At 45.9% G+C, this 16,297-nt stretch carries 16 protein-coding genes; 10 read left to right on the top strand and 6 right to left on the bottom strand.

Going from position 1 to position 16,297, the window contains the following annotated elements; translation table 11 throughout:
- The first annotated feature begins 20 nt into the window (after window positions 1-20).
- The 3 genes from P5V12_RS20430 to slmA all read left to right on the top strand — a co-directional run bounded on the left by P5V12_RS20430 (window position 21) and on the right by slmA (window position 4,240).
- Window positions 21-2,531 carry a phosphomannomutase/phosphoglucomutase gene (locus tag P5V12_RS20430; protein WP_316954933.1) on the top strand — a complete coding sequence of 837 codons (2,511 nt, stop codon included), beginning with the start codon at window positions 21-23 and terminating at the stop codon, window positions 2,529-2,531.
- Window positions 2,532-2,536: 5 nt separating this feature from the next.
- Window positions 2,537-3,448, top strand: coding sequence for an acetylglutamate kinase (argB, locus tag P5V12_RS20435; protein ID WP_316954934.1), 912 nt, complete (start codon window positions 2,537-2,539; stop codon window positions 3,446-3,448).
- A gap of 192 nt (window positions 3,449-3,640) precedes the next feature.
- Window positions 3,641-4,240 carry a nucleoid occlusion factor SlmA gene (gene slmA / locus P5V12_RS20440; RefSeq protein ID WP_316954935.1) on the top strand — a complete coding sequence of 200 codons (600 nt, stop codon included), beginning with the start codon at window positions 3,641-3,643 and terminating at the stop codon, window positions 4,238-4,240.
- Between the two features lie 3 nt (window positions 4,241-4,243).
- Here slmA and P5V12_RS20445 read toward each other — a convergent pair whose 3' ends face one another.
- Both P5V12_RS20445 and pyrE read right to left on the bottom strand, forming a co-directional pair.
- Window positions 4,244-4,864 carry a hypothetical protein gene (locus P5V12_RS20445; protein WP_316954936.1) on the bottom strand — a complete coding sequence of 207 codons (621 nt, stop codon included), beginning with the start codon at window positions 4,862-4,864 and terminating at the stop codon, window positions 4,244-4,246.
- Window positions 4,865-4,873: 9 nt separating this feature from the next.
- The gene (gene pyrE, locus P5V12_RS20450; protein ID WP_316954937.1) at window positions 4,874-5,512 is read right to left on the bottom strand and encodes an orotate phosphoribosyltransferase; all 639 of its coding nucleotides are present in this window, start codon (window positions 5,510-5,512) and stop codon (window positions 4,874-4,876) included.
- Between the two features lie 288 nt (window positions 5,513-5,800).
- Between pyrE and P5V12_RS20455 the strand changes: the two genes are divergently transcribed.
- Window positions 5,801-6,574: an exodeoxyribonuclease III gene (locus tag P5V12_RS20455; protein WP_316954938.1), complete on the top strand. Its 774-nt coding sequence runs from the start codon at window positions 5,801-5,803 to the stop codon at window positions 6,572-6,574.
- Here the strand turns inward: P5V12_RS20455 and P5V12_RS20460 are convergent.
- Genes P5V12_RS20460 through argH form a run of 3 tightly spaced genes read right to left on the bottom strand, consistent with a single transcriptional unit; the run spans window position 6,571 to window position 8,968 of the window.
- Window positions 6,571-6,957 carry a GFA family protein gene (locus tag P5V12_RS20460; protein ID WP_316954939.1) on the bottom strand — a complete coding sequence of 129 codons (387 nt, stop codon included), beginning with the start codon at window positions 6,955-6,957 and terminating at the stop codon, window positions 6,571-6,573. The two genes, P5V12_RS20455 and P5V12_RS20460, sit on opposite strands and share 4 nt — an antisense overlap.
- Window positions 6,954-7,571 carry an HD domain-containing protein gene (locus P5V12_RS20465; protein WP_316954940.1) on the bottom strand — a complete coding sequence of 206 codons (618 nt, stop codon included), beginning with the start codon at window positions 7,569-7,571 and terminating at the stop codon, window positions 6,954-6,956. The genes P5V12_RS20460 and P5V12_RS20465 overlap by 4 nt, the downstream gene beginning before the upstream one ends.
- Window positions 7,571-8,968, bottom strand: coding sequence for an argininosuccinate lyase (gene argH / locus P5V12_RS20470; protein ID WP_316954941.1), 1,398 nt, complete (start codon window positions 8,966-8,968; stop codon window positions 7,571-7,573). The genes P5V12_RS20465 and argH overlap by 1 nt, the downstream gene beginning before the upstream one ends.
- A 74-nt stretch (window positions 8,969-9,042) precedes the next feature.
- Here argH and P5V12_RS20475 point away from each other — a divergent pair, with 74 nt between their 5' ends.
- The 6 genes from P5V12_RS20475 to P5V12_RS20500 all read left to right on the top strand — a co-directional run bounded on the left by P5V12_RS20475 (window position 9,043) and on the right by P5V12_RS20500 (window position 15,207).
- Window positions 9,043-10,110, top strand: coding sequence for a sensor histidine kinase (locus P5V12_RS20475; protein WP_316954942.1), 1,068 nt, complete (start codon window positions 9,043-9,045; stop codon window positions 10,108-10,110).
- Window positions 10,111-10,140: 30 nt separating this feature from the next.
- Window positions 10,141-10,890 (top strand): LytTR family DNA-binding domain-containing protein, encoded by a 750-nt coding sequence (locus tag P5V12_RS20480; protein WP_316954943.1) that lies wholly within the window; start codon window positions 10,141-10,143, stop codon window positions 10,888-10,890.
- Window positions 10,891-10,963: 73 nt separating this feature from the next.
- Complete coding sequence (gene hemC, locus P5V12_RS20485; protein WP_316954944.1) at window positions 10,964-11,890, top strand: hydroxymethylbilane synthase; 927 nt, start codon at window positions 10,964-10,966, stop codon at window positions 11,888-11,890.
- Window positions 11,891-11,948: 58 nt separating this feature from the next.
- Window positions 11,949-12,686 carry a uroporphyrinogen-III synthase gene (locus P5V12_RS20490; RefSeq protein ID WP_316954945.1) on the top strand — a complete coding sequence of 246 codons (738 nt, stop codon included), beginning with the start codon at window positions 11,949-11,951 and terminating at the stop codon, window positions 12,684-12,686.
- On the top strand, window positions 12,683-13,996 hold the full coding sequence (locus P5V12_RS20495) for a uroporphyrinogen-III C-methyltransferase (protein ID WP_316954946.1): 1,314 nt from the start codon (window positions 12,683-12,685) through the stop codon (window positions 13,994-13,996). The genes P5V12_RS20490 and P5V12_RS20495 overlap by 4 nt, the downstream gene beginning before the upstream one ends.
- The gene (locus P5V12_RS20500; protein WP_316954947.1) at window positions 13,996-15,207 is read left to right on the top strand and encodes a heme biosynthesis HemY N-terminal domain-containing protein; all 1,212 of its coding nucleotides are present in this window, start codon (window positions 13,996-13,998) and stop codon (window positions 15,205-15,207) included. The genes P5V12_RS20495 and P5V12_RS20500 overlap by 1 nt, the downstream gene beginning before the upstream one ends.
- Here P5V12_RS20500 and pspF read toward each other — a convergent pair.
- Window positions 15,204-16,238 carry a phage shock protein operon transcriptional activator gene (pspF, locus tag P5V12_RS20505; RefSeq protein ID WP_316954948.1) on the bottom strand — a complete coding sequence of 345 codons (1,035 nt, stop codon included), beginning with the start codon at window positions 16,236-16,238 and terminating at the stop codon, window positions 15,204-15,206. The genes P5V12_RS20500 and pspF overlap by 4 nt on opposite strands.
- Window positions 16,239-16,297: the final 59 nt, after the last annotated feature.

A 16,297-nucleotide genomic window follows, 5' to 3' on the forward strand; every position in this document is an offset into this window, starting at 1 on the left:
TAGTCAAAAAGGAAATTTTTGTGGTTCAGGGTGTTAAAAGACGATTTAGTGCGGAACAGGAAGAAGCTTCTGTCGCCGCGCCAAAGAAAATTAAAAAAATTGAACCGATGGCAGTTGGTAAATTGCTCGGGTTGGCGGTTGGCATACTGTTAAGTGCAGTAGTCGGGTTTGTTGTTGTTCAAATTCTTGTTATAGACGTTAAACAGCAGCAATTGGAAGAGTTATCACAGCAGCGGGCACAACTCGCGGCGGACACTGTTCAGGCCTATATTAAAGAAACTACATCCCAGTTGGCGTTTTATGCTCGTAAACCATTGCTAAGCGCTTCCTTTGCAGTAAATGACACAAAATATCTGAAAGATACAGAAGAGAAAATTTTAAAGCGTCTCGACGGCGTATTATCCGTTCGATTGCATCCGCGACAAACTGCAAAACTAAACAAAGATATTTTTCCCCCCATTCGATTTTCAGAACTGGAAATGATTCGGCGTGCAGAGCATCGAGAGAGTGTTCTGCCTGAAGCATTCCAGTTAGAAGGTAAATGGTATTTGAATTTTGTGTTAGGCGCGCCAGATGATCCTGGTCAGGAACCGGTTGGTACTCTCCTGGCGACGTTTGATTTATCTGTTTTAAACCAAAAGCTCCAACAGAGTGTTGAAACTTCAGGTCAGGTGCAGCTCACACAAAGCTTTGGTGCAAATCAGTCAGCACAGGTAGTTGTTCTTGTTGGGCAGGGTGAGCTGGCGACGAGTAAATCGGTCATTATTCCAGAAAGCTTTTGGTCAATAAACTTTACTGCATCCCGCGCTTTATCAGACCAAACCCATGTCAATATGTTGCAGCCGGTTTTGATAATTGTTGTCGCTTCCTTAATTCTTATTGGTTTGGCTGTTTATGTTGGAATGCGCCTTGCGCAGATTGCAGAAATAAATCGACTTAAAAAGCAATCCGTTGAAACGGGTTCAGTATCCGGTGTTACGGGTGAGAGTGAGTTGGTAAACCCTATTTATCAAACATCCGATATTCTGGATGTTGAAATAGCGGAAGAAGATGAAGAGTTGCTTGGTTTGGAATCGGTCGAGGACGGGGCAGAGATCGAACCTATACCAGAAGAAGAGGATGATATTTTTGATTTGCAGGATGCGGAAGAACTTATTCCTGAATCAATTTTTCGAGCCTACGATATTCGCGGCATAGCTCGAGAGCAGATTAGTAATGAGCTGGCGAAAAAAATTGGCCAGGCGCTTGGGAGCGAGGCGATTGACTACGGTGAGGATACGCTTATCGTTGCTCGTGACGCTCGAACTCACAGTCCGGAAATTACTGAATGGTTTATTCGTGGGGTACTGAGTACAGGCTGTAATGTACTGAACATCGGAACGGTTCCTACTCCATTATTGTATTTTGCGACGGAGACATTGGATCAGAGTCAAAGCGGTGTAATGGTTACGGCAAGTCATAACCCGGCAGAATACAACGGCTTTAAAATCGTAATGAATGGTCGAAGTCGAACAGAGGAAGAAATCAAGGGTGTTCGAACTCGAATTATTCAAGGGCGCTTTCATCAAGGTGTCGGGCAGGAATTCCGTCACGATATTGTTCCCAGTTATATCGATACCATTTTCTCTGATGTTGCTTTGGCGGGGGATGTGTCTATTGTGGTGGATGCCGGTAACGGTGTTACAGGTGTTGTTGCCCCCCGATTATTTGAGGAGTTGGGCTGTCAGGTTACGCCTATGTTTTGTGACTTCGACGGTTCATTCCCGAATCACGCCCCAGACCCTTCTGTTGAAGAGAATTTGCTGCCGCTGGTTGAAAAGGTAAAAGAACTTGGTGCCGATATCGGTGTGGCTTTTGATGGTGATGGCGATCGACTTGCAGTGGTGACACCGGGAGGAAAAATAATCTGGCCGGATCGTTTGTTGATGCTTTTTGCTAAAGATATCGTGGCGAGAAATCCAGGCGCGGATGTTGTTTTTGATGTGAAATGTACTCGCCATCTTAATCAGTGTATCAGCCTGGCCGGGGGGCGTCCGGTTATGTGGAAAACCGGTCACTCTCCGATGAAAGAAAAAATGATTGAGTCGGGTGCGTTACTGGGTGGTGAATTTTCCGGGCATATTTTTATTAAAGATCGTTGGTATGGTTTTGACGATGGAATGTATGCCGCTGCACGCCTAATAGAGATTTTGAGTTTGCAGGGTGAGTCTCTCGATCAGATGTTTGAAGAATTTGAGTCATCTATCAGCACCCCAGAGATCAGGGTGGAATACCCTGATGAACAAAAGTTTGATTTAATGCAAAAGCTGGTCGATACGGCCGATTTTTTAGATGGCAAAATAACAACAATCGACGGCATTCGAGTTGATTATCCGAAAGGGTGGGGCTTGGTTAGGGCTTCAAATACTACGCCTGGCCTTACCTTAAGATTTGAAGCCGAAGACGAAGAGTTTCTTCATAAATTAAAATCCTTGTTTGTTCGCGAACTTCGCAAAGTGGACAATACAATTAATGTGGATTGGAATCAGTAAATTAAATGCAAAATTCAGATCAATTATCTTCTTCTCAAGCACATCAGGTCGCCGAAGTATTAACTGAGGCCCTGCCATATATTCAACGCTTTATCGGTAAAACAATTGTTGTCAAATTTGGTGGCAATGCGATGACCGATGAGAAATTGCAAAATTCTTTTGCCCGCGATGTCGTGTTGATGAAATTAGTTGGCATGAACCCTATTGTGGTTCATGGCGGCGGGCCGCAAATTGGAGAGCTGTTGAATCGTTTAAACATTAAATCCAATTTTGTGGATGGTATGCGTGTCACCGACAGCGAAACCATGGATGTGGTGGAGATGGTGTTGGGGGCAACGGTTAATAAACAAATTGTTAGTTTAATTAATCAAAATGGTGGTCAGGCAATTGGAATTACGGGTAAAGACGGCAATTTAATTCGCGCAAAAAAACTGGAAGTTACGAGGAAAACGCCAGATTTGAATGCGTCGGAAATTATTGATATCGGCCACGTTGGTGAGGTGCGCTATATTGATCGTTCTGTGATTGATGTCTTGGTGAACAGTCATTTTATCCCCGTCATTGCGCCTATCGGTGTTGGTGAAGATGGAGCTTCTTATAATATTAATGCTGATCTGGTGGCTGGAAAAATAGCAGAAGTATTACAAGCAGAAAAGCTAATGCTGTTGACCAATGTTTCTGGGTTGTTGGATAAAGAAGGCAATGTTTTAACCGGTTTAACAACCAATCGTGTAGATGAACTAATTGCCGACGGAACGATATATGGTGGCATGTTACCGAAAATAACCTGCGCACTGGATGCGGTCAAATCGGGTGTTGGTAGTTCGCATATTATAGATGGTCGAGTGGAGCATGCCGTACTTTTGGAAATTTTTACGGACACTGGGGTGGGAACCTTAATCACTAATAACGGATAGGAATATTAAACTCGTTTCTATTTGTTGAAGCCTGTTGCGTATCCATATACGATAAGCGTCTTCCTTGTGTGCTGGATTCGGCGGTAAGTTTTCTCTAGGGCGAAAGCTTACTGCCAGATAAAAATAAACACTGAGAGTTGCATTAAGAGGAATGAGTGCGAGTTAAGCACTCTACATAGAGAGCTGGTATTTATGAGTGCCCAAAACAAAAAGACAAGAAGGCAACAAATTCTGGAATCACTCGCAAGCATGCTTGAGGCCAGCCCTGGCGCTAGAATCACAACAGCGGCTCTGGCGAAAGAAGTTGGCGTTTCAGAAGCTGCACTTTATCGACATTTTCCCAGTAAATCCAAAATGTTTGAGGGGCTTATTGAGTTTATTGAAGAAACCATTTTTTCCCGGGTTTCTTTGATTGTTGATGAGGAGCAGGATCCGCTGACTCGATGTGAAAAGATTCTTCATTTACTTTTGGCTTTTGCCGAGCGTAACCCTGGTATTACCCGAATTTTGACAGGCGATGCGTTAGCGGGAGAGACCGATCGATTACGTTTGCGTGTTGTGCAATTGTTTGATCGTCTTGAAACTCAGTTAAAGCAAATTCTTCGTGATGCTGAACTGCGTCATGGAATGCACTTCGGTTTGAGTATCGCTGCAACAGTAAACTTATTAATGTCTGTTGCTGAAGGGCGAATCGCGCAATTTGTTCGTAGTGAATTCAAGAAGCAGCCTACGGAGTCTTGGCGTGAGCAGTGGCCTTATTTGGTAAGTGGGTTTGTGGTTGAGGCGGTATAAGGCCTACTGTTGAGGTTCGAGCTCTGCCCCTTTGATGAAGGCGGCAACGTCTTTATCAAATTTTTCTGATATTTCCTTATACTCGTTAAGTCGTATATCCAACATTTCCTGAGCAACGGTAAGTTCGGCTTTAGCGTCCGTCAGCTCCTGTAGGATATTGGCTGGAATTTGTCTTCCCTGGCGCTCAATATTCGCAGCTTTGGTCATGAGCCCGTCTATGGTTGACTGGACACTGTTAATATTGCCGCGCAGTATGGCGATATTGGTTTCCAGATTGGCCAGCTTTCTCCGTTTGGCCGATTCAATATCCGCGGTACTGCTGTATCTGCGTTTTAGAATCGCATACTGTTCTTGAGCGAGCCGTTGCTCCTCTTTTATTGCAATCTCTTCATTTGTTGGTGCGGGCTCGACGACTTTGATTACCTGTCCCTGACGGTTCAGTACCTCGTAGCCATTTTGTGCGTATTCAGGTGGGATGGCATGACCAATTTCCTTAACACCTTTGTCATTCAAGTAGCGGTATAGGTAGGCTTCGGCATGAGTAACCGAGCTGAACAGCAGCGGGATGCAGATTATCGCTGCTCTTAATGCTCTATTGTTGATTGGTTTTCTGAACTTGCTCATGCCATCTTCTTAAACCCCGTACAGGGCTCGATAATCCGATACCTTTTTAAGTGTGGTTGAGTCACCGGTGTTTTCCAAATAACTCAGGATATTTTCCAGGTCGATAATACTAATGACGGGTACGCCGGTTTCTTCCTGAAGCTCCTGAATTGCGGATTTATCTCCCTTGCCTCGTTCCTGTCGGTTTAGGCCGACAACGATAACAGAGGGAGTTGCACCCGCATCTTCTATAATAGACAACACTTCTCTGATTGCTGTTCCCGCAGTAATGACATCATCAATGATGGCCACTTTGCCCTGCAGAGGAGCACCAACGAGCACACCGCCTTCGCCATGATCTTTGGCTTCTTTGCGATTATAACAGTATGGTATGTCGCGTAAATGATTGTCTGATAAAGCGACAGCCGTTGTTGCTGCGAGAGGGATGCCTTTGTAGGCGGGGCCTAGTAGGACGTCGAACTCTATTTTTGAGCGTACCAGAGCCTCTGCATAGGCTCTACCCAGTTGGGCGAGGGCTGCGCCGGTATCAAATCGACCTGCGTTGAAAAAGTAAGGACTAATGCGTCCTGATTTGAGAGTAAATTCGCCGAACCCTAGTGCCTGTTTTGCCAGAGCCAGCTCGATAAAATCTTTTTGGTAAGATTCCATAGTTCCATTAAGCTTGTTGAATCAGGGGGCGGGTATACTAACAGAATACATGCCCCCTAGTGTATTCATCAGACAGGTGGTTTCACCGATGAATATGGTGCAAAATCCCTGCTCGAAACAAAACGCCAAAAATATGTCTATTATAAGAAATACGGATTGAGTTATTCCCAAGTCTTATTTGCGGCTTCTCAATAATGATAACTAGCAAATTGAAATATAATCGGCTTCTATGCTAACAAATTGTAATAAGAATATGTATCATACGCTGTCGCTTATTAAGGGGCATGTATGAGAGTTATTAGTTTGAGCGTTGATGGAATTCATCAGGCGGCCCAAAGGGGCCTTTATGACTGGATCGCAGAGCAGGATGCAGACATCATCTGTTTACAAGACCTTCGTGCACTAGAGCCAGAACTTGACAATGATATCTTTCACCCTGAAGGTTACTTCTCCTATTTTTTTGATTCTGGAGTAAGGCACTATAACGGTGTTGCTATCTATACCCGCCATCAGCCAAAGGCCCTCATCTATGGCCTGGGCTTTGCCAGTGGTGTGGATATGGAAGGGCGTTATCTTCAAGTGGACTTTGAGCGCTATTCCATTGGCTCTCTCCTCGCTCCAAGCGCTTTTTCAGAAACGGAATCTCAGGAAGTTAAAATCAAATTTTTTGATGATTTTCAGGCGTTGTTGCATAAGGTTACACGCAAGCGTCGAAATTATATTTTTTGCGGCAACTGGGCTATGGCTCATACCAAAAAGGACGTAGAAAATTATCAAAACCATGATGCTCTTTCAGGCTTTCTTGGCCATGAACAACAGTGGATGAATCAACTTTTTTCGCAGCTTGAATACGCAGATGCCTTTCGAGCGGTTGTGCCAGAAGGCGGTGAGTTCAGTTGGTGGCCAAGTGGTGAAGTGGGTAAAGGCGATGGGATGCGGATTGATTACCAAGTGATTTCCCAGGCCTTAAAAAAGCGTGTTGAGTATGCTGCCATGTATAAAACCCGGCACTTTTCCAGTCACCTACCGGTTATTGTGGATTACGATATCGACGACCTTTAGTTTTTCTGCTGGCTCAAATGGGCCAGCGAGTCCGCTCCCTCTTCCCAGTTTTCTCCATCAAAATCTGCTACCGCCATTTCTTTTGGTCTGTCATCCAGGCAATTGACGTTAATATCTATCCCATCAGGATTTGATCTCGGGGTATAAAAGGGTTTTACGCCACATATTTTACAAAAGGTGTGCTTAGCTATCCCGGTATTAAACTGATATGTCGTTATATGATCCTGACCCGTTAGCAACGTAAACTGGTTTAAGGGCAGGATATAATGTAAAAAGCCGGATTTGTTGCATATGGAGCAGTTGCAGTGAATAGCTTCTATTATGTCGGGGGCTTCGATTTCGAATGTGATTGCTCGACAGTGGCAGCTACCCTGGTATTTCATGATTCACCTTGCTTTTCTGTCTGATGGTTAAAGTAGCCTTGAGACGCTTTCTCTTCTATTTCTGCCGATATGTATTGCCAAAGCTTTTCGCTGCCCAGGGCAATGCGCTGATTGATATCGAGCACCTGCTCTTTGCTGATTTTATGATTGCGCCAGCTATGCCCATCACCATGGAAGTTGTGTAATAGCGGCGGGATACGATCAATTGCTCGCGCGTATTTTGCTTCCGCAGTATCGCCTTTTTCAAATTCCAGCCACAGGTCAAAAAAGTCTTCACCTATATGACCTGGAAGCAGGTTGAGTATGCGCTTAACGCCTTCGGCTTCCTTGTTTTTCTGTTCGGGTGTTTCAGAGGCGTAAATAATTTTGTCGCCCGCATCGATTTCGCCAAGGTCGTGGATAAGCAGCATTTTTATTACCCGAAAAATATCCACTTTTTCGTTGGCAAAGGATTGCAGCATCAAGGCAGTTAAGGTGACATGCCAGCTGTGTTCAGCGGAATTTTCGAATCGATTTAACCCAACAGGTTTGGTTTTGCGCAGCACGTCTTTCAAGCGCTCAATTTCGGTGACGAAAGAAAGCGCCTGTTGAACGTCGGCCAGTGATTCGCCCATTATCTGGCTTCAATCAGGGCTTTGGCTTTGGCTGCCGCAGCTTTTACCTGATTGGGTGCCGTGCCGCCGATATGATCTCGCGCTGCTACTGAACCTTCCAGGGTTAATACTTCGAACACATCCTCTTCGATCACATCAGAAAACTGTTTCAGCTCTTCTAATGACATTTCAGAAAGGTCTTTCTTTTGTTCTATGCCATAAGCCACAGACTTACCCACGACTTCGTGTGAGTCACGGAAAGGAATACCTTTGCGAACCAGGTAGTCAGCCAAATCGGTTGCGGTTGAGAAGCCGCGTTTGGCTGACTCATACATGGATTCCTTAACCGGGCTGATGGCCGGAATCATATCGGCGAACGCGCGGAGGCAGTCCTTTACGGTATCGATAGCATCGAAGAGTGGCTCTTTATCTTCCTGATTGTCCTTGTTGTATGCCAGAGGTTGGGACTTCATCAGAGTAAGCAGGCTAATCAAGTGGCCATTTACCCGACCAGTTTTACCTCGAACTAACTCTGGTACATCCGGGTTTTTCTTTTGTGGCATGATGGACGAGCCGGTACAGAATCGGTCTGGGAGATCGATAAAATTAAATTGAGCGGAAGTCCACAGAACTAATTCTTCACTGGCACGGGATAAGTGTGTCATTACCAGAGCGGCAAAGCTGCAGAATTCTATGGCGAAGTCGCGGTCACTGACAGAATCCAGCGAATTGCGGGTAGGGGCTTCGAAACCGAGTAATTTGGCGGTTAGCTCGCGATCAATAGGGTAAGTCGTTCCCGCCAGGGCTGCCGCTCCAAGGGGGGATTGGTTTACGCGCTTACGGCAATCCATAAGACGTTGATAGTCGCGTTCCAGCATTTCGTTCCATGCCAGTAAATGGTGGCCGAACGTAACCGGTTGGGCCGTTTGTAAGTGAGTGAACCCCGGCATAATGGTATCGGCATTGTTGTCAGCCAGCGTAACCAGCCCTTGTTGTAAGCGGGTGAGTTCTTGGCCAATTGCATCGATTTCGTCGCGCAAGTAGAGCCGGATGTCTGTTGCGACTTGGTCATTACGGGAGCGTCCGGTATGAAGCTTCTTACCAGTAATGCCGATACGATTGGTCAACTCTGCTTCGACATTCATGTGCACATCTTCGAGGCTGACCGACCAATTGAATTTGCCTGCTGCAATATCTTCGCGAATAGCATTGAGGCCATCGATAATGGTGCTTTTTTCGTCGTCGGTCAGCACGCCAACTGCGGCTAACATAGTTGCGTGGGCAATAGAGCCGTTGATATCGTGATGATATAACCTTTGGTCAAATTCAACGGATGCGGTAAAACGCTCCACAAAGGCATCAGTGGCTTCGCTAAAACGACCGCCCCAAGGTTTTACGGAATGTGTATCTTGGCTCATGGTTTGTCTCTGCTGACTTAACTGGTGATTACTACAATAAAGAAAGGTTGAGCATTATACCGAACCTAGGAGCTATGCCCATCAACACTTTAGCAACACAAACAAAACGCAGCGATTTTCTACCCAATTTATACAGTGTCTCGGCTGTTTTCTTTTTAGTTATGCTCGGTGAGCTTCTAGCGGTCGGGTTGGTGGTGACCCGTTCCGGGGTGATGGAGTTCGACTGGACGTATCTTGGTATGGTGTCGTTTCTGGTGCAGTGGGTTGTGTTGACCAGCGCGGCTTTCCTCAGTTTGTTGCGGCCCTGGTTTAAACGCAACAATGCCTATGTGTCCGGTATGGCCAGTTACAGCATTGTGCTGGGGTTAACTCTGGTGTTTTCACAGGCGGGATATTGGGTTGTTCATCGAGAAATGAAGCTGGATCTTTATTATCTGTTGGATAATCTGATTATTGCCGCAATCTTTTCCGGCATTGTGCTGCGCTATTTTTATCTTCAACAACAGCTTTTGAATCAACAACAGGCGGAACTTCGGGCGCGTTTGCAATCCTTACAGTCTCGTATACGCCCGCACTTCCTGTTTAACAGTTTGAATACGATTGCCAGTTTGATCTCTTTTGATAGCAAGACTGCGGAACGAATGGTTGAGGATTTAGCCGATCTGTTTCGTGTGAGTTTGAGCGAGCCGGGGTTGGTTTCTATTGAAGCGGAAATTCGGCTGACTGAACAGTTTATAGGAATGGAAAAGTTGCGTCTCGATAAGCGGCTGGAGGTTGTTTGGCGGATCAAAGACGAAAAAAACGTGGCTGCAACAACCTCATCGCCAAGCCTTTTATTGCAGCCGTTGGTGGAAAACGCCATTTACCATGGTATCCAGCCTCTGTCTCGGGGAGGTACAGTGCATATCGATATCGAACTTTCATCACAGTGGGTGGATATTCGTATCAGTAATCCTGTTGCGGAAAAAACGATCCCAGTGGTGGATGTTGAACACAAGGGAAATGGTATTGGTTTGGAAAATATTATGCATCGTCTGCAGGCTCACTATGGAAATAAAGCCTCGGTGACGTTTGAAAGTTCTGAAGAATTATTTGTGATAAACGTGCGCTATCCCTTAGTTGTCCTGGCGAAGGAGAGCTAGACTAAAAATGACTTTAGAAAGAGGACTACCATGCACGTATTGATAGTTGATGATGAACCCTTAGCGCGTCGTCGTTTAGCCAAAATGGTTGAGACCATTGAAGATTGCGAATTGGTTGGTGAGGCTGATAATGGTAATCACGCTATAGAGCAAGTGAATGCGTGTGACCCTGACATTGTTTTCATGGATGTTCGCATGCCTGAAAAAGATGGACTGGAAGCTGCCCGCGAAATCTCGCTTATGCCAGACCCTCCCGCCGTTATTTTTTGTACCGCATACGACGAGTATGCGCTGGAAGCGTTTGAAACCTTGGCAAGTGGTTACCTGCTGAAACCGGTCAAAGAAGAACAGCTTATTGCTGCAATAGAAAAGGCAAGGAAAATTACCCGAGCTCAGAAAAAGGCTTCAACAGAAAGTGACGTTGAAGAAAGCGCAGATGAGCTAAAGCAGCGCCAGCATATCTCCGCCAAAACCCGTCGAGGCATTGAGTTGGTGCCGATCGAAAATGTACTTTGTTTCGTGGCGGATCATAAGTATGTCACGGTCATACACCACGAAGGTGAAACTCTGGTAGATGACACACTAAAAGACCTTGAAGCAGAATTTGCGGATAAGTTTGTTCGTATTCATAGAAATTCCCTGGTCTCCATCGCGCATATTGAGGCTATGGAACGTAGCTCTGCTGGCCAGTTTGAGATACGTCTCAAGCAGTCCGAGTATCGTCCGGTTGTCAGTCGACGCCATGTTTCCGGCGTAAGAGAGCTCTTGTCACGTTTATAAATCATAGTGTTTTCCCAAGAGGCGGATGCATTTTGCTAAAATGCTTCGAAAATAAAAGCGCTTGGGACACACTATGAAAACACTCCGAATTGCTACCCGGCAAAGTGAGCTTGCCATGTGGCAGGCCAATCACATCAAATCTGTATTAGAAGACACCTACCCTGACCTGACGGTTGAGCTGGTGCCGATGGTCAGTCGGGGGGATAAAATCCTAGATGTGCCTTTGGCGAAGGTGGGTGGTAAGGGTTTATTCGTCAAAGAACTGGAGCATGCGCTGTTAAATGGCGACGCCGATATCGCTGTCCATTCTATGAAAGACGTGCCAATGGATTTTCCTGAAGGTCTGGGGCTTGCTGTAATTTGTGAGCGGGAAGACCCGAGGGATGCCTGGGTATCTAACAAATATGCCTCCCTTGAGGAGGTTCCTTCAGGCGCGGTGATTGGTACATCCAGTCTGCGCCGTCAAAGTCAGTTATTGGTTACCAGGCCTGACCTGGAAGTCACCTTCTTACGCGGTAATGTGAATACGCGCCTGGCTAAGCTGGACGCGGGAGAATATGACGCAATTATTTTGGCCGCATCCGGCCTTAAGCGCTTGGGAATGCGTGATCGTATACAAAGCTTCATTGCGCCTGAGCATATGTTACCTGCGGGTGGCCAGGGCGCGCTGGGCATCGAAGCCCGCATTGACGATAAAGAAACGCTGGAATTGATTCAGTGCCTGCATCACGAACAAAGTGCTGTTTGTGTGAATGCAGAAAGGGCGGTTGTTACTCGCCTTGAAGGGGGGTGCCAGGTGCCGATCGGCGCTTATGCGTCATTGAATGAGCAGGATGAAATTTGGTTGCGAGCGTTGGTTGCCGACCCGGACGGGCAAGAGATCTTCTTCGAAGAGACTATGTGTGCCCCTGAACAGGCTGAAGCAACAGGTACAGCGCTGGCAGAAAAACTCTTAGCTGCCGGGGCAGATAAAATACTGCAAAAGGTATATGGTGAATAATCAGAGCTGTCTCTGGGCTACCCGCCCGGCAGGGCAAAACCGGCTTTGGAAGAATAAATTGTCGGCACTAGGTTGCGACATTGTGGATGTTCCTTTACTGGAAATATCCCCCTTTACTGGTGGGCCACAGGTCCAGGCAATAAAAAACTGCGTTATGTCGTTGGATGAGTATGCGCACCTTATTTTTGTCAGCCAAAACGCCGTGGAAATAGCATTCAGCTGGATTGACGAATACTGGCCGCAATTGCCGCTGGGTTTATGTTTTTATGCGGTTGGAAAAAAGACCGCGGACTGTATTGCAGAGAAAATACAATCCAGCAATGGCAGGATTGTCTATGCAGACAGAACCATGACCAGCGAAGATTTATTGGCCTGCCCGGAGTTGCATCATGTGGCTGGGCAGAAAGTTATGTTGTTTCGGGGGCAGGGTGGCAGGCCGGTACTGACTGAAACGTTATCTGACCGAGGTGCGGCGGTAACCCTATGCGAACTCTATGAGCGTAAATTGCCCTGTGCTGCCCAGGCCTGTATATCAAACGTATTTGTCGACAAGCAGACTCGGCATATCGTGCCGATTTTTAGTGGCGAGGCATTACAGAACTTCGTTACGTTAGTTAAGAATATCGAAAACATTAATGTATTAGACTTAACTATTATCGTACCCAGTGAGCGAGTTAAGCAGATAGCACAAACCTATTTCAAGCAAGTCATTACGGCTGCAAACGCCGGAGAAGATGCCATGTATCAATCAATTCTCCAGCACGTTTCAGCAAACCCAAGAGACATTAACGCATGACCGAGCCGAACGACAACGGGAAACAGCCAGAAGATACTCAGATTCAGGAAAGCGAAACCGCCAAACCTGTTGATGAAAAAGATAATCAGGCGAAAAAAGCTGTTGCACCATTAAAAACAGAAACAGAAACAGAAACAGAAACAGAAACAGAAACAGAAACAGAAACAGAAACAGAAACAGAAACAGAAACAGAAACAGAAACAGAAACAGAAACAGAAACAGAAACAGAAGCTAAACCTGCGGCAAAAAAAATTAAGGCGCCGGTGAAGAAAAAGCGTTTAGGGTTATGGTTAACACTGTTTGTTGTGGTTACGCTGGCAGGGGCAATTGGTTACGGCTATTACATCGGTCGAGAAATTCTTACCCAGCAGGAAAGCCAGATAACCGAGCTTAAACAACAGTTAAGCATTCAGTCTCAAGCAATCACTCAAGCAGAAAATGCGAGGCAGGCGTTACTGAGCGCCAATTCATCAAAGTATTCTGAAGTAAATGAGCGGCTCGCCAATACAGAGGCACGCCTTACAGCACAGAACAAACGATTATTGTCCATGTCGACCACGTCGCGTGAAGATTGGTTGTTGGCAGAGGCTGAATATCTGCTGAAATTAGCCAATCAAAGGGTCTTAATTGAGAGAAGCCCGGTTGGGGCAGAAGCATTACTCGCTGAAGCGGACAATATTTTAAAAGATTTGGATGATCCCGATTTATTTCCTTTACGTAAAGCCGTTGCTGCAGATCTGGCGAAACTTCGACTTACAGTAAAGATCGATGTGGAAGGTATTTTTCTTGATTTAGGTGCTCTTGCAGATGAGGTGGATTCACTTTCTATGCATCCAACTCGACAAGACCTTATGGCAAGTATTGATGAGCCGGTTGAGGTGGAGACAAATACAGTTTCTAACGCTGATAGTGAAGAAAAAACATGGAAGCAGCGACTGCTGGCAAGTGTGAAAAATTTCTTTGCCAGTATGGATAAATATATTCGTGTGACTGAGCATGATGTTAAACCCGCACCGATTCTTGCTCCCGAATCGAATGTATACCTTCGGCAAAATCTTATTTTAATGCTGGAGCGGGCTCAGCTGGCATTGCTCCGTGAACAGCCGACTATCTATGACCGTTCACTGCAAAAAGCCGATCAGTGGTTGGCGAAGCATTATCCTCAATCACAAAAAGTGAAGCAGTTTCGTGCTGAATTAGCCCGTTTAAAAAACAAAGATATTGTTCAAGCGCTGCCGGATATTACGCCGTCGTTAGAAATGCTGCACGGCTACATTGAGCAACTGCATCAATTAAAAGGGGAGCAATAGTGAAACGATTTTTGCTCTACGCCTGCTTATGGTTGGTTTTGGGTGCGCTTGCTATAGAGTTGATTAAGCATGATCAAGGCTACGTTATTATCAGTTATGGCAGTAAAACCATTGATATGAGTTTGGTGTTATTGCTGTTTTTAGTGTTGATTGCTTCCGTGTGTTTTTATTATTTGCTCAAATGGGGGCGGAAACTATTTATCCTAGTTGATGACAGTATTTCCTGGGTTGCGCTTAGCCGCAGTAATGCTGCGCACAAACGAACGCACTCCGGACTTATTCATTTTATTGAAGGTAACTGGCAGGCTGCACGAAGAGATTTGTTAAAGGCTGCCAGGAAAGTCGATAACCCGATTATTCATTATCTTGCGGCAGCGCGAAGTGCCTACGAGTTAGGTGATACTGAACAGACGCGCTTGCTGCTGCGAGAGGCGGAAGAAGTTGCGCCAGAAAATGAGCTGGCCATTGCGCTGAGTCAGGCCCGCATTCATTTATTGGATCATAAACCGGAGCAGGCCTTAGCCATACTTAAGCGTGCTCAACAACTGTTGCCCAAGCACCCCGTTATTTTAGGTTTGTTAAAGCAGGTGTATTGGGAATTAAAAGAGTGGCCAGCTCTTATTGATCTTTTGCCGGGCTTACGTGCTCACCCGCAAATTTCCGACACGGAGCAACGGCAATTCGAAAAACAGCTTTTCTCCGAATATATCACTGCATTGGTAATACGTTTTAAGCAGCAGCATATGAGCGTATTAAAAACACAGGATGCATTGAAGAAAGCCTGGCAAAAGGTGCCTAAGTACTTACAAAGCGACAGCGACTTAGTGACTATTTATGCCAGTCAGTTGGCGGAAGTGGAAGGGCATGAGCTGGCGGCTGAAGTCATACATCATTTCCTGCATAAGAACTGGAATGATGAATTGATCAAAGTCTACGGCAATCTTCAACTGGCGGATAAAAAAGCTCAGCTTATCAAAGTGGAGAAATGGGTAAGAGAGCGTCCCGGTAACCCCGACTTGCTATTGGCCGCAGCGCGAATTTCTAACCGAAATGAACTATGGGGTAAAGCCAAGGAATACTTCAAAGCTTCATTGTCGTTAAAAGAGCAGGCTTCTGCATATGCAGAATACGCCACGTTATTAGCTCAGTTGGGTGAGCATGAGCAGAGTACTGCCTTGTATAAAAAAGGATTGCTGGTCTTGTCCAATTAGTCGTCTGTATTGGCGGGTGTGTTGTTTATCTGATTTCGTTTTCTCCAGATCGCGCGAAACTGGTCGTAGCTTAAAGACAGTGCTGCGGCCGCCTTTCCCTGATGATTGCGACACTTTTTCATCGCTTTCTCAAGTTGTTCCAACTCCCAACGAAGCCTTAGTGTTTTAAAATCCTTGAGGCTATTTGTTTCTTCTTTATCTTCTGAGCTGGTCTTGGGAGTGTTTGGTGTATTTTTATGCTGATCGGTATCCCAGGGAGAAGCAAAAGGATCAATGATGATTTCCTCTACTTCTTGTGTTGGTGTTCCCCAGCGAAACAATGAGCGTTCAATAGCATTTTTTAGTTCGCGCACATTGCCCGGCCAACTGTAATTAATAAGTGTGCTTTTTGCTCGTTCGCTAAACCCGGGGAAATACTCCCAAGACAATTGTGAAACAAAGCTTAAAGCAAAGTGTTCGGCTAATAGCAGGACGTCAGTATCTCTGTTTCTCAATGGGGGGACATGAACTACGTCGAAGGCAAGCCTATCCAGCAGGTCATGTCTGAATTCGTTGTTGTTCGCCATGGATTGGATATCTGCGTGAGTGGCGGCGACGATTCTGCCGTTGGTATGCAATACCTTGTTACCACCAATGCGTTCAAACTCTCCATACTCTAAAACTCTTAGGAGCTTTTCCTGTACACGCAGAGAAAGAGTTGCGATTTCGTCCAGAAACAGGGTGCCTGATTGCACGCGTTCGAAATAACCTTCGTGACTCTTCTGAGCGCCGGTAAAGGCACCGGCTTCGTGTCCGAAAAGACTGGACTCGACCAATGATTCGGTCAAAGCGGCGCAATTTAACTTGAGAAACGGTTCTTCCCATCGTGGTGAGAGAAAGTGCATGCGCTCGGCGATTAGTTCTTTACCGCTGCCGCGCTCACCGAGAATGAGGACCGGGCGATCCAATTCGGCCAGTTGCGATGCGTGGGACAGGCAGTCGAGATAAGGGGTGCTTTGGCCAAAAACTTGGGTTTTGGAGTAAATAGGCATGGTGTATTTGGCCGCATTTGGTGAAATATTTGGTGTATAAAACCATTGATGGTGTATGA

This window comes from Teredinibacter sp. KSP-S5-2, assembly GCF_032773895.1.
GTDB lineage: Bacteria > Pseudomonadota > Gammaproteobacteria > Pseudomonadales > Cellvibrionaceae.

Coding starts and splice junctions, on each gene's coding strand:
- P5V12_RS20445 (WP_316954936.1), bottom strand. CDS start 4,864: ATGAGCAAGTTCAGAAAACCAATCAACAATAGAGCATTAAGAGCAGCG.
- P5V12_RS20480 (WP_316954943.1), top strand. CDS start 10,141: ATGCACGTATTGATAGTTGATGATGAACCCTTAGCGCGTCGTCGTTTA.
- P5V12_RS20495 (WP_316954946.1), top strand. CDS start 12,683: ATGACCGAGCCGAACGACAACGGGAAACAGCCAGAAGATACTCAGATT.
- argB (WP_316954934.1), top strand. CDS start 2,537: ATGCAAAATTCAGATCAATTATCTTCTTCTCAAGCACATCAGGTCGCC.
- P5V12_RS20455 (WP_316954938.1), top strand. CDS start 5,801: ATGAGAGTTATTAGTTTGAGCGTTGATGGAATTCATCAGGCGGCCCAA.
- hemC (WP_316954944.1), top strand. CDS start 10,964: ATGAAAACACTCCGAATTGCTACCCGGCAAAGTGAGCTTGCCATGTGG.
- pyrE (WP_316954937.1), bottom strand. CDS start 5,512: ATGGAATCTTACCAAAAAGATTTTATCGAGCTGGCTCTGGCAAAACAG.
- slmA (WP_316954935.1), top strand. CDS start 3,641: ATGAGTGCCCAAAACAAAAAGACAAGAAGGCAACAAATTCTGGAATCA.
- argH (WP_316954941.1), bottom strand. CDS start 8,968: ATGAGCCAAGATACACATTCCGTAAAACCTTGGGGCGGTCGTTTTAGC.
- P5V12_RS20460 (WP_316954939.1), bottom strand. CDS start 6,957: ATGAAATACCAGGGTAGCTGCCACTGTCGAGCAATCACATTCGAAATC.
- P5V12_RS20465 (WP_316954940.1), bottom strand. CDS start 7,571: ATGGGCGAATCACTGGCCGACGTTCAACAGGCGCTTTCTTTCGTCACC.
- pspF (WP_316954948.1), bottom strand. CDS start 16,238: ATGCCTATTTACTCCAAAACCCAAGTTTTTGGCCAAAGCACCCCTTAT.
- P5V12_RS20475 (WP_316954942.1), top strand. CDS start 9,043: ATGCCCATCAACACTTTAGCAACACAAACAAAACGCAGCGATTTTCTA.